This window comes from Pseudomonas sp. CAU 1711 (genome assembly GCF_039888625.1).
In the GTDB taxonomy this organism is placed as follows: domain Bacteria; phylum Pseudomonadota; class Gammaproteobacteria; order Pseudomonadales; family Pseudomonadaceae; genus Aquipseudomonas.
Window position 1 is genome coordinate 144,009 of the sequence record NZ_JBDQQT010000007.1, and the last position, 24,944, is coordinate 168,952.

Genomic DNA, 24,944 nt, shown 5'->3' on the forward strand with positions numbered 1-24,944 from the left:
GAAAAATCGGGGCCGCGACGGCAGTCGAAATTAAGGTAGTGAACAAGATGAGCGCCAGGCACTTTCTCTCGTTGATGGACTACAGCCCGCAGCAGCTCGGCGGCCTGATCCGTCGAGCCATCGAGCTGAAAGACCTGCGTAAGCGTGGCATCGCCCACGAGCCGCTGAAGGGCCGGGTGCTGGGCATGATCTTCGAGAAGGCCTCGACCCGTACCCGCCTGTCCTTCGAGGCCGGCATGATCCAGCTCGGCGGCCAGGCCATCTTCCTCTCCCCGCGCGACACCCAGCTGGGCCGTGGCGAGCCGATCGGCGACACCGCCATCGTCATGTCGAGCATGCTCGACGCGGTGATGATCCGCACCTTCGCCCACAGCACCCTCACCGAGTTCGCCGCCAACAGCGCGGTGCCGGTGATCAACGGCCTGTCCGACGACCTGCACCCCTGCCAGCTGCTGGCCGACATGCAGACCTTCGCGGAGGCGCGCGGCAGCATCAAGGGCAAGACCGTGGCCTGGATCGGCGACGGCAACAACATGTGCAACAGCTACATCGAGGCGGCGCAGCAGTTCGACTTCCAGCTGCGCATCGCCTGCCCCGAGGGCTACGAGCCCAAGGCCGAATTCATCCAAGCCGCCGGCGAACGGGTGCGCATCGTTCGCGATCCGCAACAGGCGGTGGCCGGCGCCCACCTGGTCAGCACCGACGTGTGGGCCTCCATGGGCCAGGAAGACGAGAGCGCCGAGCGCCTCAAGCTGTTCGCCCCCTACCAGGTCAACCGCGCCCTGCTGGACGCCGCCGACCCGAGCGTGATCTTCCTGCACTGCCTGCCCGCCCACCGCGGCGAGGAGATCAGCGCGGACCTGCTCGACGATCCGCGTTCGCTGGCCTGGCAGCAGGCCGAGAACCGCCTGCACGCGCAGAAGGCGCTGCTGGAGATGCTGGTCGCCCCGGGTCTGCACGACGCATGAGCCAACTGCTGCTATCGCTGCGCGGGGTGGCCTGCGGCTACCAGGGCCACCGCATTGTGCAGTCGCTCGACCTGCACCTGAACGCCGGCGACATCGGTTGCCTGCTCGGCCCCTCCGGCTGCGGCAAGACCACCACCCTGCGCGCCATCGCCGGCTTCGAACCGGTGCAGGAAGGCGAGATCGAACTGGCCGGCCAGGTGATCTCCCGCGCCGGCTTCACCCTGGCGCCGGAGAAACGCCGCATCGGCATGGTGTTCCAGGACTACGCCCTGTTCCCCCACCTCAGCGTGGCGGACAACGTCGCCTTCGGCATCCGCAAGCACCCCGAGTGCGCGCGCATCACCGCCGAGCTGCTGGAGCTGGTCAAGCTGACCCACCTGGGCAAGCGCTTCCCCCACGAGCTGTCCGGCGGCCAGCAGCAGCGCGTTGCCCTGGCCCGCGCGCTGGCGCCGGAACCGCAGCTGCTGCTGCTCGACGAGCCCTTCTCCAACCTCGACGGCGAGCTGCGCCGGCGCCTCAGCTTTGAGGTGCGCGACATCCTCAAGGTGCGCGGCACCAGCGCCATCCTGGTCACCCACGACCAGGAGGAAGCCTTCGCCGTCAGCGATCACGTCGGCGTATTCCGCGAAGGTCGGCTGGAGCAGTGGGACACGCCCTTCAACCTCTACCACGAGCCGCTGACGCCCTTCGTCGCCAGCTTCGTCGGCCAGGGCTACTTCATCCGCGGCCAGCTGCTCAGCCCCGACACGGTGCAGACCGAACTGGGCGTGATCCGTGGCAACCGCGCCTATACCCTGGCGCCGGGCAGCGCGGTGGACGTGCTGCTGCGCCCGGACGACATAGTGCCGGCGCCGGACGGCGAGCTGCGCGCGCAGATAGTCGGCAAAACCTTCCTCGGCGCCGCCACCCTGTACCGCCTGCAGCTGCCCACCGGCAGCCAGCTGGAGGCCATCTTCCCCAGCCACGCCGATCACCAGCCGGGTCAGCAGGTGGGCATCCGCATCGCCGCCGACCATCTGGTGGTGTTCGCCGCGCCGGGCAGCGTGGCCGCCCAGGTCAACCTCGGCGACTCCGGCGTGCGTCGCTACAGCAGCAACTAGGCACGTCGGGGCGCGCAGGCAGAGGCGCTTGGTGGCGCCTGGTTGCCGGGTTTCGCTGCGCTCTACCCAGCCTACGCCCCGATGACGTATCTCCCTCACCCCTAGCCCCTCTCCCGGAGGGAGAGGGGGATAAGGTGGCCTGCTCCGCCTGCCCCACAAAGCGATCCTGCTCTGCCTCCCCCGGGAGATGGCGACGAGGTGGTCTTGCTCCCTCTCCCCTTGGGAGAGGGCCGGGGTGAGGGAAAGCCGCGCCTCAGATAAACAGTGTGCCGCTGGCCACCAGCACCGCCTGGCCGGCGATCTTCACCCGCTCCCCGGCCAGCGTGCAGTGCAGCTCGCCGCCACGCGCCGAGCACTGCCGCGCGCGCAGCTCGCTCTTGTCCAGGCGCGCCGCCCAGTACGGCGCGAGGATGCAGTGGGTGGCGCCGGTGACCGGGTCTTCGTCGATGCCGATGCCCGGGGCGAAGTAGCGCGAGACGAAGTCGTGCTCGCGGCCCGGCGCCGTGACTATCACGCCCAGGCCCGGCAGCTGCGCCAGGGCCTTGAGGTCCGGAGCGCAATCGCGCACCGCCTGCTCCGACGGCAGCAGCGCCAGCAGTTCCTTGCCGACCCGCACCTCCAGCACCTCCTGGCCGAGCACTCGGGCGACCTCGGCACTCATATCCGCCGGCTCCAGGCGCATGGTCGGGAAGTCCAGCACCAGCCGCCCCGCCTCGCGGCTCACCGCCAGCGCGCCGGACTGGCAGACGAAGTCCAGGCGCTCGCCCGGCTCGCCGTACAGCTCGAACAGGGCATGGGCCGTGGCCAGGGTGGCGTGGCCGCACAGCGGCACCTCGCAGCTCGGAGTGAACCAGCGGATGCGCCAGCCCGCCCCCTCGCGCACGCAGAAGGCGGTCTCGGCCTGGTTGTGCTCGGCGGCGATACGCTGCATCAGGGCCTCGTCCAGCCAGGCCTGCAGGCGATAGACCACAGCCGGGTTGCCGGCGAAGGGACGGTCGGTGAAGGCATCGATCTGGTGGAATTCGAGCGGCATGGCGACGGGGCTCCGAGGGGCTGGGGATGGTTTGGCAGCATGCCGCGCCCAGGCGCCGGGCACCCGGTACAGTGCAGGGGTTTTGCGCCGTTACAGCTGCACTGTCCGAAGGCACGGCGAGCGAGCGCGGTGCAGCAGATTAATCGCGAAAATCTCTAAGAGGTCATTAATTCATCATAAATCAGTCACTTGGCAATCCTGGCACGCCGCCTGCTTAGGCCGGCTCCGGTCAGCACAACGGCGTGTCTGCCACTCAACCGACAACGACGTCACGGAAGCCGCTCCTCCCGAGCCCGGCGCCGTGGCGTTTTTTTTGCGTTATTGGAGACCGCTATGAGCATGATGAAACCGTCCCTGCTGTCCCTCGCCGTCGTCTGCGCCAGCCTCGGCCAGAACGCCTTCGCCGCCGAGGACATCGCTAATCTGGTCGATCGCGGCAAGGCTACCCTCGATGTTCGCTACCGTTATGAGCACGTCGATCCGGACAACCAAAACCAGAACAACGCCAACGCCCAGACCGTCCGCACCCGCATCAGCCTGCAGAGCGGCAAGTGGTACGGCCTTTCCGCACTGGTCGAGGCCGACAATGTCAGCCGCATTGGCGATGCCACCTACAACAGCACCCGCAACGGTCAGAGCGATTTCGCCGTAGTGGCCGACCCGGATGGCAGCGAGATCAACCAGGCGCTGCTGCGCTATGACTTCAAGAAGGGCAACGCCGTGCTGGGTCGCCAGCGCATCCTTCTGGACAACCAGCGCTTCGTCGGCGGCGTGGCCTGGCGGCAGAACGAACAGACCTTCGACGGAGTGCTCGGTCAGCTCAAGCCGATCACCGGCATGACCCTGACCTACAGCTACATCGACAACGTCAACACCATCTTCGGCCCGGGCGACAACCGCTTCGACACCAAGCTCAACCCGGCCAACATCGAAGGCCACAGCCACCTGTTCAATGCCCAGTACATTCTCCTGCGCGATCGTCGCGGCGCCCCGCAACTGACCCTGACCGGCTACAGCTACCTGCTCGGTCTGGACAACATCGCCGTGACCAGGACTGCCGCGTTGGGCAGTCTGTCCAGCCGCACCAACGGCCTGCGCGCCAATGCCGCCATCGGCCCGGTCAGCCTGGTCGCCGAGTATGCCCAGCAGAGCGACTACGCCGACAATCCACAGGACCTGGACAGCGACTACTACCTGGCCGAACTCGGTTACAACTGGAAAGGCATGGTATTCAAGGGCGGCTACGAAGTGCTGGGCGGTGATGGCGGCACCGGTAACCGCGCCTTCCAGACTCCGTTGGCCACCAAGCACGCCTTCCAGGGCTGGGCCGACGTGTTCCTCACCACCCCGGCCGACGGCATCGAAGACGCCTACGTCGGTGTCACCGCGCCACTGTGGGGCGGCCAGCTGCAAGCCTGGTACCACGACTTCAATGCCGAGCGAGGCGGTGACAGCTATGGCGACGAGTTCGACCTCTCCTACGGCCACCCCATCCCGGCCGTACCGGGACTGGTCGCGCTGGTCAAGTACGCCAGCTATCGCGCTGACGACGACACCCCGCTACTGCGAGGCAATGTAGCCAACATCGACACCGACAAGTTCTGGCTGCAGCTGCAATACACCTACTAACCGGCTAACGGCGCGCGGCCCCGCCGCGCGCCTTCGGAGGTCTCATGTTGAAGCGACTTGTGACGCTCGCCCTCGCCTGCGCCCTGCTCTGCCCGCCCGCCTTGGCGGCCATCGGCGATGCCGAGGCGATGAACCTGTCCGGCATGCAGCGCATGCTCAGCCAGCGCATCGCCAAGAGTTACCTGATGATCGGCGCCGAGGTGCGCAGCGAGCTGGCCATCGAGCAGCTGGATCAGAGCGTGGCGCGCTTCGAGAGCAACTATCAGGCGCTCGCCGAGTACGCCCCCACGCCACAGATCGAGGCCGCCCTGGCGCAGGTCGGGCAGAGCTGGCAGCACTACCGCGAGCTGGCCCTGAGCCGGCCCACGCGCGAACGGGCGGTGGAGCTGCTGCGCCTCAGCGACCGGCTGCTGGCGCAGAGCGAGGATCTGGTGCGGCGGATCGAGGCCCATACCGGCAGCGCCGACGCCCGCCTGGTCAATCGCAGCGGGCGCCAGCGTATGCTCAGCCAGCGCATCGCCAAGCTCTATCTGGCGCTGAGCTGGCGCCTGCCGGTCGAAGGCCTGGAACAGCAGCTGCAGCAGGCCACCGAGGAATTCGAAGCGGCCCTGCGCGAACTGCAGGGCGCCAGGCAGAACACCGCGCAGATCGCCACGGCGCTGCACCGGGTCGAGGCCCAGTGGCGCTTCGCCCGCGCCGGCTTTCGCCTGTCCGCCGACGCGCAATATGTGCCGACGGTGATCGCCACCACCACCGAGACCCTGCTGTGGCAGATGCACGAGCTGACCGGCGCCTATGAGCAGGTGATGCGCCAGGGCTCCTAGCGGCGCGGCTACTCCTGCACGCCGTAGGCCTGCAGCAACGCCCGCAGGCGGCCGTCGGCGCGGAAGCGCTGCAGGCCCCGCTCGAACAGCTCGACATAGCGCGGGCTGTCCGCCCGGGCCGGAGAGAAGGCCAGATAGATGGGCACGTCCGGCTCGCGACAGCCGGCCTCGCGCAGCTCGCCGACGCGGCCGAGCGCGGCCAGGCGCGCCTGGACCACCCAGCTGTTCTCGATCAGCGTGTCGATGCGGCCGCGCCTGAGCTTGCTCAGATTGAGATGCAGGGCATTGTCGCCGGAGGCCACCAGCACCCGGCCACGGCGCCCCCGGCGCTCCTCGATGTAGGCATCGAGCTCTTTGCCGTAGCTGTAGTCGTTGATCACGCCCAGGCGCACGGTCGCCAGCGACTCGATGCCGGTATAGCGCCAGGCGGAGTCGTGACGGGTATAGAAGCAGTTGCGCGACAGGGCCACAGGTGTGGCGGTGAAGAGGAAGTCCGGCGCATCCTCGCGGCCGGCACCGATGGCCGCGTTGGTCTCGCCGCGGCGCACCTCCTGCAGCACCCGCGCCCAGTTGCGCGCCTCGTAGCGCACGTCGATGCCGTGCTCGGCGAAGATCTCGCGCGCCAGCTCGACGAAGATGCCCGGTCGCTGCGAGCCGGGCTGGCAGTTGATCGGGCACCAGACATCGGCGGCGATCACCAGCGTCTCGCCGCGCGCGACCAGAACCGGGGCGATCAGCAGCAGGGCAAGGACACGACACAATGCCTTCACGGCAAACTCCATGCGCTCACCTCGAACCAGGGTCAGGCCCGTTGTACCACCCTCAGGCCTCGCTGCGCACCCTCTGCACCGCATCCAGCCAGCCGGCATAGAGCTTGCTGCGATGGCCCTCGGCCATGCGCGGGGCGAAGCTGCGCTGGCGATGCCAGTGGCCGGCGATCTCGTCCAGGTCGCGGTACAGCCCGGCCTGCAGGCCGGCCAGGTAGGCCACGCCGAGAGCGGTGGTCTCGGTCACCTCCGGGCGCTCCACCGGCACGCCGAGGATGTCGGCGAGGAACTGCATGACCCAGTTGTTCACCACCATGCCACCGTCCACCCGCAGCGCGCTGGGCTCGGCGGCGCCGTCGCGGTGCATGGCCTCGAGCAGGTCGCGGGTCTGATAGCAGACCGACTGCAGGCCGGCGGTGACGATCTCCTTGATCCCAGTGTCGCGGGTCAGGCCGAAGATGGCGCCGCGCGCCTTGGGGTCCCAGTAGGGCGCGCCGAGCCCGGTGAAGGCCGGCACCAGGTACACGCCGCAGGCATCGCCGGTCTGCTCGGCCAGGGCCTCGCTGTCGCGCGCATGGTCGATCAGCTTGATGCCGTCGCGCAGCCACTGCACGGCGGCGCCGGCGACGAAGATGCTGCCCTCCACCGCATAGGTGACCTTGCCATTCAGGCGATAGCCCACGGTGGTGAGCAGACGGTTCTGCGACACCACCGGCACGTCGCCGGTGTTCTGGATCATGAAGCAGCCGGTGCCATAGGTGCTCTTGACCATGCCGGGCTGAAAGCAGGCCTGGCCGATCAGCGCGGCCTGCTGGTCGCCGGCCATGCCCAGCACCGGGATGCTGGCGCCGAGCAGCGCGGGTTCGGTGCTGCCGAAGTCGGCGGCGCAATCGAGCACCTCCGGCAGCAGGCTGCGCGGAATGCCGAACAGTTCGAGCAGCTCCTCGTCCCACTGCTGGCTATGGATATTGAACAGCAGGGTGCGCGAGGCGTTGCTGGCGTCGGTGCGGTGCGCCTTGCCGCCGGTCAGGCGCCACAGCAGGAAGCAGTCGACGGTGCCGAAGCGCAGCTCGCCACGCTCGGCACGCGCGCGGGCACCGGGCACGTTGTCGAGCACCCAGCGCAGCTTGGTGGCGGAGAAATAGGGATCGATCAGCAGGCCGGTCTTCTCCGTCACGGCGGCCTCGTGGCCGGCGGCCTTGAGCCCGGCGCAGTAGTCGGCGGTGCGCCGGTCCTGCCAGACGATGGCCGGGTGGATCGGCGCGCCGGTCGCGGCATCCCAGACGATGGTGGTCTCGCGCTGGTTGGTGATGCCGATGGCGCGCACCTCCTCGGCCTTCAGGCCCTTGCCGGCCAGGGCCTGGCGGCAGACCTCCAGGGTGCTCAGCCAGATCTCCTCGGCGTCGTGCTCGACCCAGCCGTCCTTGGGAAAATACTGCTTGAACTCGCGTTGGGCACTGACCAGTGGCAGGCCCTGGGCACTGAAGACGATGGCACGGGAACTGGTGGTGCCCTGGTCGATGGCAAGCAAGTAGTGGGACATGCGCGTTTCCTTGTTGTTATGCGTTGATCCCCCTCTCCCCCCGGGAGAGGGCTGGGGTGAGGGAGCCGATCATTCCCGCCCTATGGCGGCGAAGCTGCCCTGGGTGTGCCGGGCCAGCACCTCGGCCGCCAACTCCAGCTCCAGGCCTCGACGGCCGGCGCTGACGTGGATGCTCGGGTACTGCAGGGCACTCTCGTCGATGAAGGTGCGCAGGCGCTTCTTCTGCCCCAGCGGGCTGATGCCGCCGACCAGATAGCCGGTGCTGCGCTGGGCCTGCTGCGGGTCGGCCATGTCGGCCTTCTTGGCCCCGGCCGCCTGGGCCAGGGCCTTGAGGTCGAGGGTGCCGGCCACCGGCACCACGGCCACCAGCAGCTCGCCCTTGTCGGTGGTGGCGAGCAGCGTCTTGAACACTCGTGCCGGCTCCAGGCCGAGCTTTTCCGCGGCCTCCAGCCCATAGGAGGCGGCCTTGGGGTCGTGCTGGTAACTGTGCACCCGGTGCTCGGCCTTGGCCTTTTTCAGCAGATCGATGGCGGGAGTCATGTTCGAATATGAAAATCCTCTGACGAAGACGCCTACCTTAACGGAAAAGCCGTCGCTCGACAGCTCCCCGCTATAATGCGCCGCGTCATCACAAAGGACAGCCCATGAGCCTCCCGCCCCGCCAGCAGAGCATTCTCGAACGCGCCCGCGAACGCGGCTACGTGAGCATCGACGAACTGGCCCAGGCCTTCGCCGTCACCCCGCAGACCATCCGCCGCGACATCAACCAGCTGGCCGAGCAGGGCCTGCTGCGGCGCACCCACGGCGGAGCGGCGAGCGAGGCATCGAGCATCCAAAACACCGCCTACGCCATGCGCGCCGGGCAGATGCGCGACGAGAAGCAGCGCATCGCCGAGGCCATCTCCGCGAGCATTCCCGACCACGCCTCGCTGTTCGTCGGCATCGGCACCAGCACCGAGGCCGTCGCCCGCGCCCTGCTCGGGCACAAGCACCTCAAGGTGATCACCAACAACCTGCACGTGGCCGCCACCCTGGCCGACAAGGCCGACTTCGAGGTGCTGGTGGCCGGCGGCAGCGTGCGCAGCGACGGCGGCGTGGTGGGCCAGGCGGCGGCGGACTTCATCGCCCAGTTCAAGGTCGACTTCGCCGTGATCGGCATCAGCGGCATCGACGAGGACGGCAGCCTGCTGGACTTCGACTACCAGGAAGTGCGGGTGGCCCAGGCGATCATCGACAACGCCCGCCAGGTGCTGCTGGCCGCCGACTCCAGCAAGTTCGGCCGCAACGCCGTGGTGCGCCTGGGCTCCATCGCCCTGGTCGATCACCTCTACACCGATGCCCCACCCGCCCCGCCGCTGCTCCACCTGCTCAACGAGCGCAAGATCCAGTTGCATCTGGTTTGACCCTGTAGCCCGGATGCAATCCGGGATCGGAGCTGCCTGCTTCCCGGATTGCATCCGGGCTACAGGCCAGCGTTCCCTCTCCCATTGATGGGAGGGCGGTAGCGGCGCCCGCCCTCTCCCCCAGCCCCTCTCCCGCGAGCGGGAGAGGGGAGCTTTCTGCTCAGCATCCCCATTTCCGACGTCCGAGCGCTTCTCGGGCTGGCGAAAGCGCAAAATCTCGGCTAGGCTATTTTCGATATCGAACATTTCCACGTTCACATTACAAACAAGACGGTCCCTCGCCATGTCGCTCAGCCAGACAGCCCCCATCGCCGAAATCTATGACCTGGCCGTGGTCGGCGGCGGCATCAACGGCGTCGGTATCGCCGCCGACGCAGCCGGCCGCGGCCTCTCGGTGTTCCTCTGCGAACGCGACGACCTGGCCCAGCACACCTCCTCGGCCAGCAGCAAGCTGATCCACGGCGGCCTGCGCTATCTCGAACATTACGAGTTCCGCCTGGTGCGCGAGGCCCTGGCCGAGCGCGAGGTGCTGCTGGCCAAGGCGCCGCATATCGTCAAGCCTATGCGTTTCATCCTGCCGCATCGCCCGCATCTGCGCCCGGCCTGGATGATCCGCGCCGGCCTGTTCCTCTACGACCACCTGGGCAAGCGCGAGAAGCTGCCGGGCTCGCACGGCCTGCGCTTCGGCGCCGGCAGCCCGCTCAAGGCGGAGATCGGCCGCGGTTTCGAGTACTCCGACTGCTGGGTGGACGACGCCCGCCTGGTGGTGCTCAACGCCATGGCCGCGCGCGAGCGCCACGCGCACATCCACACCCGCACCCGCTGCGTCAGCGCGCGGCGCAGCAAGGGCCTGTGGCACCTGCATCTGGAGCGCGCCGACGGCAGCCTGTTCTCCATCCGCGCGCGCGCCCTGGTCAACGCCGCCGGCCCCTGGGTCGCGCGCTTCCTGCAGGACGACCTGAAGCAGAAGACGCCCTACGGCATTCGCCTGATCCAGGGCAGCCACATCGTGGTGCCGCGCCTGCACGACCAGGAGCAGGCCTATATCCTGCAGAACGAGGACCAGCGCATCGTCTTCGTCATCCCCTGGCTGGAGCGTTTCAGCCTGATCGGCACCACCGACCGCGAATACCGCGGCGATCCGGCCCGGGTGCAGATCAGCGATGCGGAGACCGACTACCTGCTCGGCGTGGTCAACGCCCACTTCAAGAAGCAGCTGCAACGCAGCGACATCCTGCACACCTACTCCGGCGTACGCCCGCTGTGCGACGACGAGTCCGACCAGCCCTCGGCCATCACCCGCGACTACACCCTGGTGCTGGCCGGCGCGCCGGGCGAGGCGCCGCTGCTGTCGGTGTTCGGCGGCAAGCTGACCACCTACCGCAAGCTGGCCGAATCGGCCCTGGCTCTGCTCGCCCCGCACTTTCCGCACCTGTGCCCGGCCTGGACGGCCAAGGCACCGCTGCCCGGCGGCGAGAACATGGACAGCCGCGAGGCCCTAGTGGACAAGCTGATCGCCCGCTTCGGCTGGCTCGACCGCGAACTGGCGCGGCGCTGGGCCAGCACCTACGGCAGCCGCACCTGGCGCCTGCTCGATGGCGTGCATCATCAGGAGGAACTCGGCGAACACCTGGGCGCCGGCCTGTACACCCGCGAGGTGAACTATCTGCGCCGCGAGGAATGGGCCATGAGCGCCGAAGACATCCTCTGGCGGCGAACCAAACTGGGGCTGTTCATGACGACCGGTCAGCAGGCCCGACTCAGGGACTATCTGAACCAGGCCCCGGCCAATGTCGTAGCCGTGTAATGGCGCACACGCCCTGCTCGCGAAGGCTTCAAGCGGAGGTCATTCGCGAGCAGAGCTCGCTCCCACAGCTACAACCGCGAGCGCCCGCCCTCCTCCTCGCCGCCCTGCGCCAGCTGCGCATCGCTCATGCGCCGCTCGCGCAGATAGGGCAGCACCGCGGCCAGCAGCGGCTCCTTGAACGCCGGCTGGAAGCGGTGGGCCAGCCCCGAAATCAGCTTCAGCTCGCTGCCCTTGATATGCGCGGCCACGTGCACGCCATGCATCGCCGGCAGCAGCGGATCGGCGGTGCCGTGCACCACCAGGGTCGGCGCGCGCAGGCGATCGAGCAGCTCGACCCGGCTCGGCTCGGCCAGGATCGCCAGGATCTGCCGCTGCACGCCCTGGGGGTTGTGCGCCCGGTCGTAGCCCCGACGCGCCTCGTCCAGCAGCTGCTGGCGCTCGCTGGGCAGGCGCGGGCTGCCCAGCGCCGCCAGCAGATCGGCCTGCTGCGCGATGGCCGCCTCCCGATCCGGAGCCTCGCGCTGGGCCAGGCGCTGCAGCAGGCGCGCATCCGGTGCCGGCAGGCCCGGCGCACTGGAACTGGTCATCAGCAGGGTCAGGCTCTGCACCCGCTGTGGCGCCATATCCGCCAGGTGCTGGGCGATCATCCCGCCCATGCTGGCGCCCAGCACATGGAAGCGCCGCACGCCCAGCTCGTCCATCAGGCCCAGGGCATCGCCGGCCATGCCACGCAGGCTGTAGGGCGCCTGCACCGCCAGCCCCAGGCGATAGCGCAGCAGCTGGTAGCCCAGGTCCGGCTGCGGCGCCGCGCCGACCCAGGACGACAGGCCGACATCGCGGTTGTCAAAGCGGATCACCCGGAAGCCCTGCTGGCACAGGCTGCTCACCACCTCGTCGGGCCAGTGGATCAGCTGCCCGCCGAGGCCCATGACCAGCAGCAGCGCCGGGTCCTCGACGCGGCCGATGCTCTGATAGGCCAGGCGCACCTCGCCGACCCGCACGAGCTCGGTCGGCACCCGAGCCTCACAGCGGCTCGCGGCAAAGGTCGGCAGGCCGCACAGCAGCGCGGCAAGGAAGAGTAGAACTCGCATGCAACATCCGAAACGCAAAACCCCAGTGAATCGCGAGTCTGCGGATGTTCGTTCGCGGGCGCTGCCACAGTTCGATGACAATTTGATGAAGGCAGCCGAACGGTAGTGACTCGCCCGCCTCGGCCGCCCGTGCATCGGCCGTCCGTCAGGCCTGGCTCGCCGCCTCCTGGCGGCGTGGCCAGACCAGGCTGAACTGCGCGCCGCCGAGCCTGGCGCTGCGCCCGACATGGGCCCGGCCGGCGTGCCAGTAGATGATTCGCCGCACGATGGACAAGCCCAGGCCATGCCCGCCGGAGGCGCGGGTGCGGCTGTCGTCCAGGCGCAGGAAGGGCGTGAACACCCGCTCCCAGGCCTCCTCCGGCACGCCGGGGCCGTCGTCCTCGATATCGATGCGGCAGCGCTTGTGGCCGATCTGGTAGCTCAGCCGCACCCGCGATTCGGCGTGGCGCAGGGCGTTGCTCAGCAGGTTCTGCAGGGCGCGGTGCAGGTAGCGCGGCTCGGCCTCGACCAGGGCGCCGCCCTCGGGCGCGTCGCGGCACTGGCCGCGCTCGACACGAATGGCCGGGCGCAGCGGCGCCAGCTCGCCGATCACCTGATCGAGCAGCTCGCGCAGGTCGACCCGCCGGTAGTTCAGCTCCGGCGAGCCCTGTTCCAGGCGAGCGTAGACCAGCATCTCGTCGACCAGCTTGTCCAGCTCCTGGATATCGCCGTCCATGCCGTCCATGTACTTGCGCCGCGCCTCGTCGCCGTCGGCATCGGCGATCATTTCCAGGCCGAAGCGCAGGCGCGCCACCGGCGTGCGCAGCTCGTGGGACACCGCGCGGACCATCTCGCGCTGCACGCTGAGCAGGCGCTGCAGCTGCTCGGCCATGGCGTTGAAGGTGCTCGCCAGGCGCCCCACCGAGTCGGCGCCCTGGGTCGGCGCGCGCGCCTCCAGGCGGCCGCTGGCGATCAGCGCGGCGGCGTTCTCCAGGGCCTGCAGGCGGCGCTCCAGGCGGCGCACCAGCAGATAGAGGATCAACCCGGTGAGGCTCAGGCCGAGGGCGCCGATCAGCACCAGCAGCTCGGTCGGATAGGGATTCATCTGATAGATGGGGCCGACCTCCAGCACCCAGGGCGTGCCGACCATGCCGGCGATCACCCGGATCGAGTCGCCGCCCTTGCCCAGCGCCAGCACGGTGTCGCCTTCCTCCACCCGGCGCTGCTGGTCCTCGTCCAGGTCGAGCTTCTCCAGGGTGGCCAGGCGCAGGTCGAAGCCGAACTGCTTCTCCTCCTTCAGCGCCTTCAGCCGCTTGGGTTGCTCGGCGATGGGCTGGCGCACCAGCTCGTCCATCACCAGATACACGGTGGCGCGCGCCAGCTGCTCGCTGACCTGCTCCACCTCGGTGCTCAGCACCAGCTTCTCGGCCGCGCTGACCAGCGCGTAGACCCGCGCCGCGTGCGGCCCGGTCTGCTCAACCAACACCTGGCCGCGCAGCAGGCGACCGCGCGAGCGGCCATCGAGCGACGCGGCGGACAGCGGCCGCAGCTCAAGCGGCACGCCGAGCAAACGGCTCCAAGTGACCAGCGCGCGACGCCGGTCGACCTCGGCCATCGGCTGCAGGGTGTCGGCCATCAGGCGGAAGGTGCCGCGCGCCAGCTGCTCGCGGTACTGGTCGCTGCGCACCTCGTTGGACAGCTGCAGGGCGCCCACGCCGAGCAGGGCGACCAGCACCAGGGCGGCGATGATGCCGCCGTAAATGCGCAGGAAAATGGTGTTCATTGCAGCGCGCTGGCCGCCTCGGCGACGAACAGGTAGCCCTTGCTGCGCACCGTCTTGATCAGGCGCGGATGCATCGGGTCATCGCCGATCTTCGGCCGAATGCGCGAGATGCGCACGTCGATGGAGCGGTCCTGGCCGTCGTATTCGATGCCGCGCAGGGAGGCGAAGATCTCCTCGCGCGAGAGGATGCGCCCGGCATTGGCCGCCAACAGCCAGAGCAGGTCGAACTCGGCGCTGGTCAGCTCGATGCTCTCGCCGCGCAGCCAGGCCTCGCGCATGGCGCTGTCGATCGCCAGCGGGCCGAACTCCAGGCGCCGTTGCGGCTCCAGCGGCGCCTCGGCCCCGCCCTCCTTGCGCCGCAGCAGGGCGCGCACGCGCGCCAGCAGCACGCGCGGGCGCACCGGCTTGCACACATAGTCGTCGGCGCCCATCTCCAGGCCGAGCACCTCGTCCATGTCGTCGGTGCGCGCGGTGAGCATCAGGATCGGCCCGGCATACTGGCCGCGCACCTTGCGGCAGATGGACAGGCCATCCTCGCCGGGCAGCATCAGGTCGAGCACCACCAGGTCCGGCTGCTCCCTGAGGATACGCGCCGCGGCCTGGGCGCCGTCGGCCTCGATGGCCACGGCCAGGCCGTTGGCCTGCAGATATTCGCGGGTCAGCTCCGCCAGGCGTTGGTCGTCCTCGACGATCAGGATCTGCGCTTGTCGTTCCACATCCACTCCTCAGCCGCCTCGTCGGCGGGGTCGGCATTCTAGCAACCGCGCCGCCGCCGCACAGCCCGCGCCACTGGACAGGCACAACACTATATGTTGTGGTTAACCCCTCGCCCGAGGCGGTCTTTTTCCAGCCGCTCGCGCACCGAGCGAGGGCGACGAACGGCAGGTCCCAGCAATGATGCGGCCTGCGCCGCCCCCGCCTTTTTCACACACAAAACACCCACAATTTATCCACAGGATATCCCAGGCAAGTCGCCTTGCATTGCGCCAGGTAGCGCATTATCTTGTACCCCCACAACGCCAAGCCACTATATGTTGGGTTTTGGCCAGACTGCCGGACACTAAGAAGAATCAATGTCGTGATGGCCCTTTCGTCGGCCTCCCCCGGTTTGTCGCAGCACCAGTTCCACCGGACCGGCACCTGCCGTCGGTCTCCGGCCACGGGCAAAATGGTGATCGCCCCAGGCCGCCAGCGGTACGTGTCCTGGCGACACCTACCACTAGGTATTGTGGTCGCGGTCTTGCATAGACCGTGATGTTTGACTTGGGCCATGGAGGCATTTGAGTCCACGCCTCCACCCCGTTGTAGCAGTAATACCCGCATTCCGGAGCCTCTGGCGGCTTCGCTATGCGGCCGGTTTTGAACAGAAAAGCTGTGGCCGTTGGTCAGGCGGAACCCTCCCCGCCTGCCGACGCCCTACTAATAAATGGAGACGGGAGACCCCCATGCAGATCGACACAACTCGCGAGAACCCGCAGGCCGTGGCGCCGCAGGCCGGCGACAGCAGCCAGGGCCTGGCCGCCACCGCGCCCGGCCAGCTGCGTGTGATCAAGCGTAACGGCACCGTGGTGCCTTACACCGACGACAAGATCACCGTGGCCATCACCAAGGCCTTTCTCGCAGTTGAAGGCGGCACCGCCGCCGCCTCGTCGCGCATCCATGAGACCGTCGCGCGCCTGACCGAGCAGGTCACCGCCACCTTCAAGCGGCGCATGCCCTCCGGCGGCACCATCCATATCGAGGAGATCCAGGACCAGGTCGAACTGGCCCTGATGCGCGCCGGCGAGCAGAAGGTCGCCCGCGACTACGTGATCTACCGCGAAGCCCAGGCCGCCAAGCGCAAGGCCGGCAGCGCCGAAGTGGCCCAGCCGCACCCGAGCATCCGCGTGACCCTGGCCGACGGCAGCGTGCAGCCGCTCGACATGGGCCGCCTGCAGACCATCATCCGCGAGGCCTGCGAGGGCCTGGCCGAAGTCGACGGCGCGCTGATCGAGTCCGAGACCCTGAAGAACCTGTACGACGGCGTGGCCGAGAAGGACGTCAACACCGCCCTGGTGATGACCGCGCGCACCCTGGTCGAGCGCGAGCCGAACTACTCCTACGTCACCGCCCGCCTGCTGATGGACAACATCCGCGCCGAGGCCCTGGGCTTCCTCGGCATCGCCAGCAGCGCCACCCACCATGAGATGGCCGAGTTGTACGCCAAGGCCCTGCCGGCCTATGTCGAGAAGGGCGTCGAGTTCGAACTGCTCGATCCCAAGCTGAAGAGCTACGACCTGGCCAAGCTGGGCGCGGCCCTGGAACACGAGCGCGACCAACAGTTCACCTACCTGGGCCTGCAGACCCTGTACGACCGCTACTTCATCCACAAGGACGGCATCCGCTTCGAACTGCCGCAGGTGTTCTTTATGCGCGTAGCGATGGGGCTCGCGATTGAAGAACCGAAAAAAGAAGAGCGCGCCATCGAGTTCTACAACCTGCTGTCCTCGTTCGACTACATGGCGTCGACCCCGACCCTGTTCAACTCCGGTACCCTGCGCCCGCAGCTGTCGTCCTGCTACCTGACCACAGTGCCGGACGACCTGTCGGGCATCTACCAGGCCATCCACGACAACGCCATGCTGAGCAAATTCGCCGGCGGCCTGGGCAATGACTGGACCCCGGTGCGCGCGCTGGGCTCCTACATCAAGGGCACCAACGGCAAATCCCAGGGCGTCGTGCCCTTCCTCAAAGTGGTCAACGACACCGCCGTGGCGGTGAACCAGGGCGGCAAGCGCAAGGGCGCCGTGTGCGCCTACCTGGAGACCTGGCACCTGGACATCGAGGAATTCCTCGAACTGCGCAAGAACACCGGTGACGACCGCCGCCGCACCCACGACATGAACACCGCGAACTGGATTCCCGACCTGTTCATGAAGCGCGTGTTCGACGACGGCCAGTGGACCCTGTTCTCGCCGAGCGAAGTGCCGGACCTGCACGACCTCACCGGCAAGGCCTTCGAAGAGCGCTACGAGTACTACGAAGCCCTGGCCGGCTACGGCAAGATCAAGGTGTACAAGACCATCGCCGCCAAGGACCTGTGGCGCAAGATGCTGTCCATGCTGTTCGAGACCGGCCACCCCTGGCTGACCTTCAAGGACCCGTGCAACCTGCGCAGCCCGCAGCAGCACGTGGGCGTGGTGCACAGCTCCAACCTGTGCACCGAGATCACCCTGAACACCAACGCCGACGAGATCGCCGTCTGCAACCTGGGCTCGATCAACCTGGTCAACCACATCGTCGACGGCAAGCTGGACACCGAGAAACTCGGCCGCACCGTGAAGACCGCCGTGCGCATGCTCGATAACGTCATCGACATCAACTACTACTCGGTTCCGCAGGCGCGCAACTCCAACCTCAAGCACCGCCCGGTCGGCCTCGGCCTGATGGGCTTCCAGGACGCCCTGTACCTGCAGCACATCGCCTACGGCTCGGAGGCGGCCATCGAGTTCGCCGACAAGTCGATGGAAGCGATCAGCTACTACGCCATCCAGGCTTCCTGTGACCTGGCCGAAGAGCGCGGCAGCTACAGCACCTTCGAAGGTTCGCTGTGGTCCAAGGGCATCCTGCCGCTGGACTCCCAGCAGATCCTGATCGAGGCGCGCGGTGCGAAGTACATCGACGTCGACCTGTCCGAGTCGCTGGACTGGGCGCCGGTGCGCGAGCGCGTGAAGAAGGGCATCCGCAACTCCAACATCATGGCCATCGCGCCGACCGCGACCATCTCCAACATCATCGGCGTGTCGCAGTCGATCGAGCCGACCTACCAGAACCTGTACGTGAAATCGAACCTCTCCGGCGAGTTCACCGTGATCAACCCCTACCTGGTACGCGACCTGAAGAACCGCGGCCTGTGGGACAGCGTCATGGTCAACGACCTGAAGTACTACGACGGTTCCGTGCAGCAGATCGAGCGCATCCCGCAGGACCTCAAGGACCTGTACGCCACCGCGTTCGAAGTGGAAACCAAGTGGATAGTCGACGCCGCCAGCCGCCGCCAGAAGTGGATCGACCAGGCGCAGTCGCTGAACCTGTACATCGCCGGCGCATCGGGCAAGAAGCTGGACGTGACCTACCGCATGGCCTGGTACCGTGGCCTGAAAACCACCTACTACCTCCGTGCCCTGGCCGCCACCAGCACCGAGAAATCCACCATCAACACCGGCAAGCTCAACGCCGTGTCCAGTGGTGCGATCGACGAGGGCAGCTTCGCCGCCCCGGCCGGCCCGGCTCCGGTGCCGAAGGCGTGCTCCATCGACAACCCCGACTGCGAAGCGTGCCAATAAGTCGCGGCCCGCAGAGCGGACTTCACGTTGTTGCCCGGCAGGGCGGCCCCATCACGTGCTACAGCACGCTCAGGGGCTCCACCCTACCGGGCGCCTAGCGCTGCCTCGCTCTGCAAACCGCTCGCACCGAGTGGCCTGGTAACAGCAAGAAGCCACAAGCCACTCGAACCGCTTGCTTCCCCTCTCCCCCCGGGAGAGGGGCCAGGGGTGAGGGACCCCGGCCCAGCGCCAGCCCTCCCCTCGCCCGCCCACGCGGGCCTGGGCGCCACCAGTCGGGTGGCAGCGTTTGACCCTTGCGTGCACACCGCAACGGAACATAATCAGAATCACTGGACATTCATACAGGCCGCCAATTTGTGGCCGTAAGCACCAAGCAGGAGACCACCATGCTCAGCTGGGACGAATTCGATAAGGAAGACGCCGCCGAAGCGGCCCCCGCCAAAGCCGCAGCCGCCGTAGTCGGCGCCGCGGCCGATCAACTGGACGACGACGCCGCCGGCTCCGTCGAGCAGGCCCGCGCCGTATCGGCCGACGACTCCGACGCCGTGGCCCGCGCTAAAAAAGCGCTCAATGACCTGGATATCCAGGAAGGTCTGGACGATCTGGAAGGCTCCGCCGCCCGCGTACACGTCGGCGACAAGCAGATGATCAACGCCCGCGCCGACCTCAACCAGCTCGTGCCGTTCAAGTACGACTGGGCCTGGCAAAAGTATCTGGATGGTTGCGCCAACCACTGGATGCCGCAGGAAGTGAACATGAACGCCGACATTGCCCTGTGGAAGAGCAAGGACGGCCTCTCCGAAGACGAGCGCCGCATCGTCAAGCGTTCGCTGGGCTTCTTCTCCACCGCCGACAGCCTGGTGGCCAACAACCTGGTGCTGGCCGTGTACCGCCTGATCACCAACCCCGAGTGCCGCCAGTACATCCTGCGCCAGGCCTTCGAGGAAGCGATCCACACCCACGCCTACCAGTACTGCATCGAGTCCCTCGGCATGGATGAAGGCGAGATCTTCAACATGTACCACGAGATCCCCAGCGTGGCGAAGAAGGCCTCCTGGGGCCTGAAATACACCCGCTCGATCTCCGACCCGCGCTTCGAAACCGGCACCCCGGAAACCGACCGCCAGTTCCTGCGCAACCTGATCGCCTACTACTGCGTACTGGAAGGCATCTTCTTCTACTGCGGCTTCACCCAGATCCTCTCCATGGGCCGCCGCAACAAGATGACCGGCACCGCCGAGCAGTTCCAGTACATCCTGCGCGACGAGTCCATGCACCTGAACTTCGGCATCGACATGATCAACCAGATCAAGATCGAGAACCCGCATCTGTGGGACGCGCAGATGAAGGACGAAGCGACCCAGATGATCCTGCAGGGTACCCAGCTGGAGATCGAATACGCGCGTGACACCATGCCGCGCGGCGTGCTGGGCATGAACGCGGCGATGATGGAGGACTACCTCAAGTTCATCGCCAACCGTCGTCTGACGCAGATCGGTCTGAAAGAGGAATATCCGGGGGCGAGCAACCCGTTCCCGTGGATGAGCGAGATCATGGACCTGAAGAAGGAGAAGAACTTCTTCGAGACTCGCGTGATCGAGTATCAGACTGGTGGTGCGTTGAGCTGGGATTGATGCCTGGGTCTAGACCGTTAGGACAGATTAGAAAGCGCTTTGCCTGAGAATGGATGTTCGGGGTAGCGAGAGAAACTAAAAGCCCCGCCTAGTGCGGGGCTTTTTCTTTAATTTCGATGTTGAGGGAACCATGAGCGTAACGCCAAGAGGGATGAGTATCCAAGAAGCTTATCGAGAGTATACCGACGGAAACTTTATAGTTAATCGGCAATACCAAAGAAAGCTAGTTTGGACCACTGACGAAAAGAGAAAACTAATCGACAGCATTCTCCAAGGCTATCCAATACCTTTAATCCTTCTTGCAACAAACACCGACGAAGAAGGAAATAAGACATACGAAATAATTGACGGAATGCAGCGCTTAAATGCTGTATTTTCTTACATTGAAAACATATTTAGCTCTAATGACAAATACTTCAACGTAGAGCAACTAGCACGAGCAAAGCAACTTGCTGAGCGCGGGCAAATAACCGCTCACCAAAATCAAGAAAACCTATTAGATGACGACTCCTGCGCTCGCCTTTTAGAGTACACCTTTGCCGTAACTGAATTCCCGGCCGTCGACCCCAACGCGGTTAACGAAGTATTCGGCCGAATCAATGCATATGGCCGCCAATTAAGCGCACAAGAAAAGCGGCAAGCAGGCATAATTTCTCCATTCGCCAACTTCATTAGAGAAGTAGCAGCCGAACTCAGAGGTGACGCATCCGCAAACTTCTTAAACCTCTCTGCAATGCCAGAGATCAGCATAGATATAAACGGGGATGATCTTTCCTATGGAGTTCACGCAGAGAATACATTCTGGTGCAAGCAGGGAGTATTAAGAAAAAATCAACTAAGAGAGGCAGAGGACGAACAGTTTATTGCCGATCTAGCAATATCCATCCTAGAGGATGAACCTTTTGGATTTAGTGGTTCAGCACTAGATGAATATTACTCTCCCGACACCGAAGCCTTCCGGTCAATAAACGCAAGAATACACGCATATGGTGCAGATGCCCTTAAGAACGCAATTATCACTACAATCTCTGTAATCAGAGAAACCATCGAGTTCATAGACAGCGCACCAAACGCCTTGCGTCGCACCATTCACCCCGAAGCAGGCGCCAACCCAATTAAAACCGGATTCTATGCAGTCTTCATGGCGTTTTACGAGCTTTGCTTTAAGGAAGGAAAATCTCCGTTTGACAGCGCTGGCATAATGGCGGCACTGCAAAACCTCCAAGGCCGCTTACACGTTGCCGCTGGACAAATTCGCTCCATCCCAAGGACACAAAATATTGCAGTAACAAAAGGACTAATCCAGCGTTACTTTGAAGAACAACGACCTGGTATTGCCCAGCAAGGTGCCGGCCTTGCTATTCGTTTCGAGAATGCTCTTCGTCGTTCCAAAATAGAAACAGCGACTTATGAGTGCAAACAAGGGTTGGTTTCATTAGACGCAAACCGAACGTTGAACGAAGGGCTACTGGATAGACTAGTTGAGACAGCCTGCGGAATTGCAAACGCAGGCCCCGACTCATCCGGCGCAATATTCATCGGGGTGGCGGATGACGTACAGCAAGCGGACAGAATACTTGAGCTTGATAAAGTTGAGGCTCTCCGAGTAGGCAGCAGATATGTTGTCGGCATTGAAAGAGAGCTACCACACACAAAGCTCGATATAGAGGGTTACAAAAGAAAAATCGTTGAACACTTCTCTAAATCAAGACTGAGCGAACCTCTTCGATCCGCAATACTCGGAACAATTGACTGCATTGACTATCGCGGAAACTCGATAATCTGCATTTGGATTCCTGTACAACAAGATGTGTCCGACATCGCGGATACCGTATACACACGAGAAGGCTCTTCAACTATAAAAGTCGAGGGATTTAGAGCGACCCAAGCAATAGCAGCACGCTTCAAAAATTAGAAGGGGACTGATTTATTTTTCTAAACCAATGCCCTGAATGAGATTTCCCCTTTCGCCCTTACGGCGAGTCACTTTCTCTTGTTTGCCCAAGAGAAAGTAACCAAAGAGAAGGGCACCCCGACATCCGCGGATATTGGGGACAGATTTATTTTCTTAGCTAATACGCTGAACGAATTCTCCCCTTTCGCCCTTACGGCGAGTCACTTTCTCTTGCGTGCCCAAGAGAAAGTAACCAAAGAGAAGGGCCCCCCGACATCCGGGTCTGGCGGCTGCGCCGCCAGACTTCCCTCCTTCCGGTGCCGCTCCGGGGGCCGTCACGATGGGACGTCCCTGTCCCATCGCTCCTCGCTCGGCGTCCTGCCTCGCGTCCCCCTGCGCAACACCTCCACTCGGCCTACTGACGGGGACTCGGGCTCCGAGTTGCTTGGTGGTTTTTCTTGGCTTCGCTGACTCCGTAGGAGCGAGCTCTGCTCGCGAATTTGACCCCGCAGAAAGCTTCGCGAGCAGAGCTCGCTCCTACAGTCAGGGCTCTCTCATTCCTTTGGGAAAGACACCGAACTTTCAGGCAACTCCCCCGCCCCCTTCAGGAGGCCGAACGCAATCGTTGTGGAAGGGAGCGAGCCGCATGGATGCGGCGAGAGGCGTAAAGGGCCAGGACGGCCCTTGTACGCCGGCCCCTGGAGCAATGATGGAGTGAGGGAACCCCGCCGCAGGCGGGGCCGGATGTCGGGGGCAAGCGCTTTTGGTTACTTTTGCCGCGACTGGCAAAAGTGACCCGCCCAGCAGGGCGGAACCACTGCCCCAGCCAACGCGAAAACAAGCAGCGGCACGAAAACTCCGGAAAACGGAAAAGGGGACAGACTTATTTTCCAAGCCAATGCGCCGAACAAATCTTCCTCTTTCGCCTTTATGGCGAGTCACTTTCTCTTTCGTGCTCAAGAGAAAGCAACCAAAGAGAAAGCCCCCCCCGACATCCGGGTTGCCTGATGGCTTTTCTCTGCGCTCCGCGCATTGATCGTTCCCACGCTCCGCGTGGTAACGATCAACAGAAGAAACTGCAGTTGAACATATAGAACAGAAATCACAGCAGGATCACAGATGCGAAACCTCTACCTGTGAACCTCACGCAAAATATCCCTCACCGGCATCATCAAAGTGCCTGAGTAATAGGGCTTAGCGCCAAATATCGTCGCCACATATCTACAGGGAATATCCTGCTTACCCGCTAGCAGAACGCTAACCTCGCTGCCACTCAGTGGACGGCTAGATGCACCATCTGCATCCGTCTCGCGAAAAGAAAGTGAGGCAACGAAGGGAAAGCCACTACCAGAATAGCCGGACTCGACTGATTCCAGAGGGCCATAGCCGGACTGTTGCATCACATTCTCGACGGAAAAATCCGTGTCTCCGGCCAAAGCACACTTCAACCACCCTCCCACAAATCCCTCCCCAGGCCTGAAGAGACTCAGAAGATCAACATCTGAGCTAAAGCTCAAGTCATAAAACCCATCTTCCGTACCAGAGACATCCAGATAGGTGAGATTGGCAATCGGCTTACCATGCTCTTTAGCACATGCGGAGCACAGCATGAAAAGCGTAAACAAAGACAGCCACTTCATATCAACCCACCATGTAACTAATGACTGATTCATACATATAATCCGCCGCCGACATCTCGCCCTGAATAGGGTTGAGAAACATACCCCAGGCGTTAGCATGATTGACATTCATCACGCAGTTTATATCCGGCCCGCTATGCACCGACCACTTTTCCCCAAACTCGGCTACGGAGTCTGATGGATCGGGCACAGACGGTTCGGCACGTACGTTTATCCAATACCCGCTTTTAGGCTCCGGTTTGCTGTAATGGATATCTGAACCTAGCCATACCAAGGCTCCCTCGCCTACCGGGTCGAGCGTAATCAGCATTTCCACTCGATAACCATCACCTGCAAGCAGGTTCGACAAATGCGCGCCATTCCAGCCACCCAGACTATGCCCCACGATGTAGACTGGAGTGGCCTTATCAGGGATGTGAGCAACCACATGCCTCTTGATATCGGAGCTACCACGAACTTCGTTATACCCGCGATAAATGGATCTAAACAGCTTCCCCTTACCCGCAGCCTCCATTCTTCGATTAAATGGATCCTGAGCATAGGTAATGTTCTTATAGGGCCCTGCAAAGTAGTAGGACTCTTTATCCCCGGCTCCACCAATGAAGAACGCGATCGCTCGGCAATTCTTCAATTCAACGGGCTTGGGGTTCTGATCTGCGACAGGCGTCAGTGTTGGCTTCGCCGCCAGCTTGGCGGTGTTGCCGTTTGGCAACACGATCGCATCGACTTCCATGCTCAGTCCTCCACATAGATTTCAATGGTTTCGGCATGCGTGGCGCAGGAGACGAGTGCGGTCAGCCCCTGCTCGTCAGACTGGCCATACTCCAGCTGACCATTCTCGCGCCTGATGGCGTAGTTCCGGTTGGCCAGTGGCTTCCCGCTCCTGCTGTCGATCAACACGAATCGGTCATTGAAGATCGCATCGGCCTGCTCGGCCAGCAGTGCCGGGCCGGCCTGGCCAATGACAGCAGAGGCGATGGACAGCGGTGACACCGGGGTGAAAACCGCGCCTCCGCCGCCACTACCGATGATCACCGTTCCCGACCCTGCCACGATCACACTGCCGTGGTCCCCCGTACTACCCAGCGTCGCGGCGGGCAGGCCGTTGATGAACACCGTACTGGCAACCGCCCCCACCACCGCACTGCCGCAGGCGGATGTGTCGGACAGGCGGGCGGCCGGCAGGCCATCCATCAGTACGTTCGGCGATCCCGTAACCAGGGGGTTGGTGCCATGTCCCGGCACGGGGCAGGCAACTGGATCGGTCTGTCGAGCAGCAGGCTTTCCGCTCATGGGCTACCTCCTTGTAGGTTCGGGCAAATCCTACTCCAGGCCCCATGCGCAAAATCTTGCGCATCCCGAGACGAACTCCACGAGATGCGCGGAACGTCACTTAACCTCCATCGGCAGCAGGCGGGGTTTAGGGAGCGCTTACGGGGAACGATGTCCCGGGCCAACGCCAAGACGAGCTGCCACATTCGCCTGCGCAACAGCTTCAGCGGAAAGCTCGGCGGGGAGTAGCCA

19 protein-coding genes are annotated in these 24,944 nt (G+C 64.4%); 9 read left to right on the forward strand and 10 right to left on the reverse strand.

All coding sequences use genetic code 11. The annotated features are described in order from the left end of the window. Positions 1-47: 47 nt before the first annotated feature. Positions 48-968, forward strand: coding sequence for an ornithine carbamoyltransferase (argF, locus tag AAFN46_RS09935; protein ID WP_347808522.1), 921 nt, complete (start codon positions 48-50; stop codon positions 966-968). Further along, complete coding sequence (locus AAFN46_RS09940) at positions 965-2,068, forward strand: ABC transporter ATP-binding protein (protein WP_347808523.1); 1,104 nt, start codon at positions 965-967, stop codon at positions 2,066-2,068. The genes argF and AAFN46_RS09940 overlap by 4 nt, the downstream gene beginning before the upstream one ends. A 253-nt stretch (positions 2,069-2,321) precedes the next feature. Here AAFN46_RS09940 and AAFN46_RS09945 read toward each other — a convergent pair whose 3' ends face one another. Next, positions 2,322-3,101: a PhzF family phenazine biosynthesis protein gene (locus tag AAFN46_RS09945; RefSeq protein WP_347808524.1), complete on the reverse strand. Its 780-nt coding sequence runs from the start codon at positions 3,099-3,101 to the stop codon at positions 2,322-2,324. A gap of 333 nt (positions 3,102-3,434) precedes the next feature. Here AAFN46_RS09945 and AAFN46_RS09950 point away from each other — a divergent pair, with 333 nt between their 5' ends. Together AAFN46_RS09950 and AAFN46_RS09955 are read left to right on the forward strand one after the other, a co-directional pair. Continuing rightward, positions 3,435-4,730 carry a hypothetical protein gene (locus AAFN46_RS09950; RefSeq protein ID WP_347808525.1) on the forward strand — a complete coding sequence of 432 codons (1,296 nt, stop codon included), beginning with the start codon at positions 3,435-3,437 and terminating at the stop codon, positions 4,728-4,730. A gap of 44 nt (positions 4,731-4,774) precedes the next feature. Next, positions 4,775-5,554: a type IV pili methyl-accepting chemotaxis transducer N-terminal domain-containing protein gene (locus AAFN46_RS09955; RefSeq protein ID WP_347808526.1), complete on the forward strand. Its 780-nt coding sequence runs from the start codon at positions 4,775-4,777 to the stop codon at positions 5,552-5,554. 8 nt (positions 5,555-5,562) lie between these two features. Here the strand turns inward: AAFN46_RS09955 and AAFN46_RS09960 are convergent, their stop codons facing one another. The 3 genes from AAFN46_RS09960 to ybaK form a co-directional block, all read right to left on the reverse strand. Continuing rightward, positions 5,563-6,336, reverse strand: coding sequence for a transporter substrate-binding domain-containing protein (locus AAFN46_RS09960; protein WP_347808527.1), 774 nt, complete (start codon positions 6,334-6,336; stop codon positions 5,563-5,565). A gap of 40 nt (positions 6,337-6,376) precedes the next feature. Beyond that, entirely contained in the window at positions 6,377-7,864 is a 1,488-nt protein-coding gene (gene glpK / locus AAFN46_RS09965; RefSeq protein ID WP_347808528.1) for a glycerol kinase GlpK, read from the reverse strand. Positions 7,865-7,933: 69 nt separating this feature from the next. After that, positions 7,934-8,404: a Cys-tRNA(Pro) deacylase gene (ybaK, locus tag AAFN46_RS09970; protein WP_347808529.1), complete on the reverse strand. Its 471-nt coding sequence runs from the start codon at positions 8,402-8,404 to the stop codon at positions 7,934-7,936. Positions 8,405-8,508: 104 nt separating this feature from the next. Between ybaK and AAFN46_RS09975 the strand changes: the two genes are divergently transcribed. Then, on the forward strand, positions 8,509-9,267 hold the full coding sequence (locus AAFN46_RS09975) for a DeoR family transcriptional regulator (RefSeq protein ID WP_347808530.1): 759 nt from the start codon (positions 8,509-8,511) through the stop codon (positions 9,265-9,267). A gap of 283 nt (positions 9,268-9,550) precedes the next feature. Beyond that, on the forward strand, positions 9,551-11,074 hold the full coding sequence (glpD, locus tag AAFN46_RS09980; protein ID WP_347808531.1) for a glycerol-3-phosphate dehydrogenase: 1,524 nt from the start codon (positions 9,551-9,553) through the stop codon (positions 11,072-11,074). Between the two features lie 68 nt (positions 11,075-11,142). Here the strand turns inward: glpD and AAFN46_RS09985 are convergent, their stop codons facing one another. The 3 genes from AAFN46_RS09985 to AAFN46_RS09995 form a co-directional block, all read right to left on the reverse strand. Further along, positions 11,143-12,165 carry an alpha/beta hydrolase gene (locus AAFN46_RS09985; protein WP_347808532.1) on the reverse strand — a complete coding sequence of 341 codons (1,023 nt, stop codon included), beginning with the start codon at positions 12,163-12,165 and terminating at the stop codon, positions 11,143-11,145. 145 nt (positions 12,166-12,310) lie between these two features. Continuing rightward, positions 12,311-13,927: an ATP-binding protein gene (locus AAFN46_RS09990; protein WP_347808533.1), complete on the reverse strand. Its 1,617-nt coding sequence runs from the start codon at positions 13,925-13,927 to the stop codon at positions 12,311-12,313. After that, positions 13,924-14,643, reverse strand: a complete 720-nt coding sequence (locus AAFN46_RS09995) for a response regulator (RefSeq protein ID WP_347808534.1) — start codon at positions 14,641-14,643, stop codon at positions 13,924-13,926. The genes AAFN46_RS09990 and AAFN46_RS09995 overlap by 4 nt, the downstream gene beginning before the upstream one ends. Positions 14,644-15,372: 729 nt before the next feature. Here AAFN46_RS09995 and AAFN46_RS10000 point away from each other — a divergent pair. The 3 genes from AAFN46_RS10000 to AAFN46_RS10010 all read left to right on the forward strand — a co-directional run bounded on the left by AAFN46_RS10000 (position 15,373) and on the right by AAFN46_RS10010 (position 21,801). Further along, the gene (locus AAFN46_RS10000; RefSeq protein WP_347808535.1) at positions 15,373-18,252 is read left to right on the forward strand and encodes a ribonucleoside-diphosphate reductase subunit alpha; all 2,880 of its coding nucleotides are present in this window, start codon (positions 15,373-15,375) and stop codon (positions 18,250-18,252) included. 386 nt (positions 18,253-18,638) lie between these two features. Beyond that, complete coding sequence (locus tag AAFN46_RS10005; protein ID WP_347808536.1) at positions 18,639-19,886, forward strand: ribonucleotide-diphosphate reductase subunit beta; 1,248 nt, start codon at positions 18,639-18,641, stop codon at positions 19,884-19,886. A 151-nt stretch (positions 19,887-20,037) separates the two neighbouring features. After that, entirely contained in the window at positions 20,038-21,801 is a 1,764-nt protein-coding gene (locus tag AAFN46_RS10010; protein WP_347808537.1) for a DUF262 domain-containing protein, read from the forward strand. 1,109 nt (positions 21,802-22,910) lie between these two features. Here the strand turns inward: AAFN46_RS10010 and AAFN46_RS10015 are convergent. Genes AAFN46_RS10015 through AAFN46_RS10025 form a run of 3 tightly spaced genes read right to left on the reverse strand, consistent with a single transcriptional unit; the run spans position 22,911 to position 24,713 of the window. Then, entirely contained in the window at positions 22,911-23,453 is a 543-nt protein-coding gene (locus AAFN46_RS10015) for a hypothetical protein (protein ID WP_347808617.1), read from the reverse strand. Further along, positions 23,422-24,153 carry an alpha/beta hydrolase gene (locus AAFN46_RS10020; protein WP_347808538.1) on the reverse strand — a complete coding sequence of 244 codons (732 nt, stop codon included), beginning with the start codon at positions 24,151-24,153 and terminating at the stop codon, positions 23,422-23,424. The genes AAFN46_RS10015 and AAFN46_RS10020 overlap by 32 nt, the downstream gene beginning before the upstream one ends. A gap of 2 nt (positions 24,154-24,155) precedes the next feature. Next, positions 24,156-24,713 carry a PAAR domain-containing protein gene (locus tag AAFN46_RS10025; protein WP_347808539.1) on the reverse strand — a complete coding sequence of 186 codons (558 nt, stop codon included), beginning with the start codon at positions 24,711-24,713 and terminating at the stop codon, positions 24,156-24,158. Between the last annotated feature and the right edge of the window lie 231 nt (positions 24,714-24,944).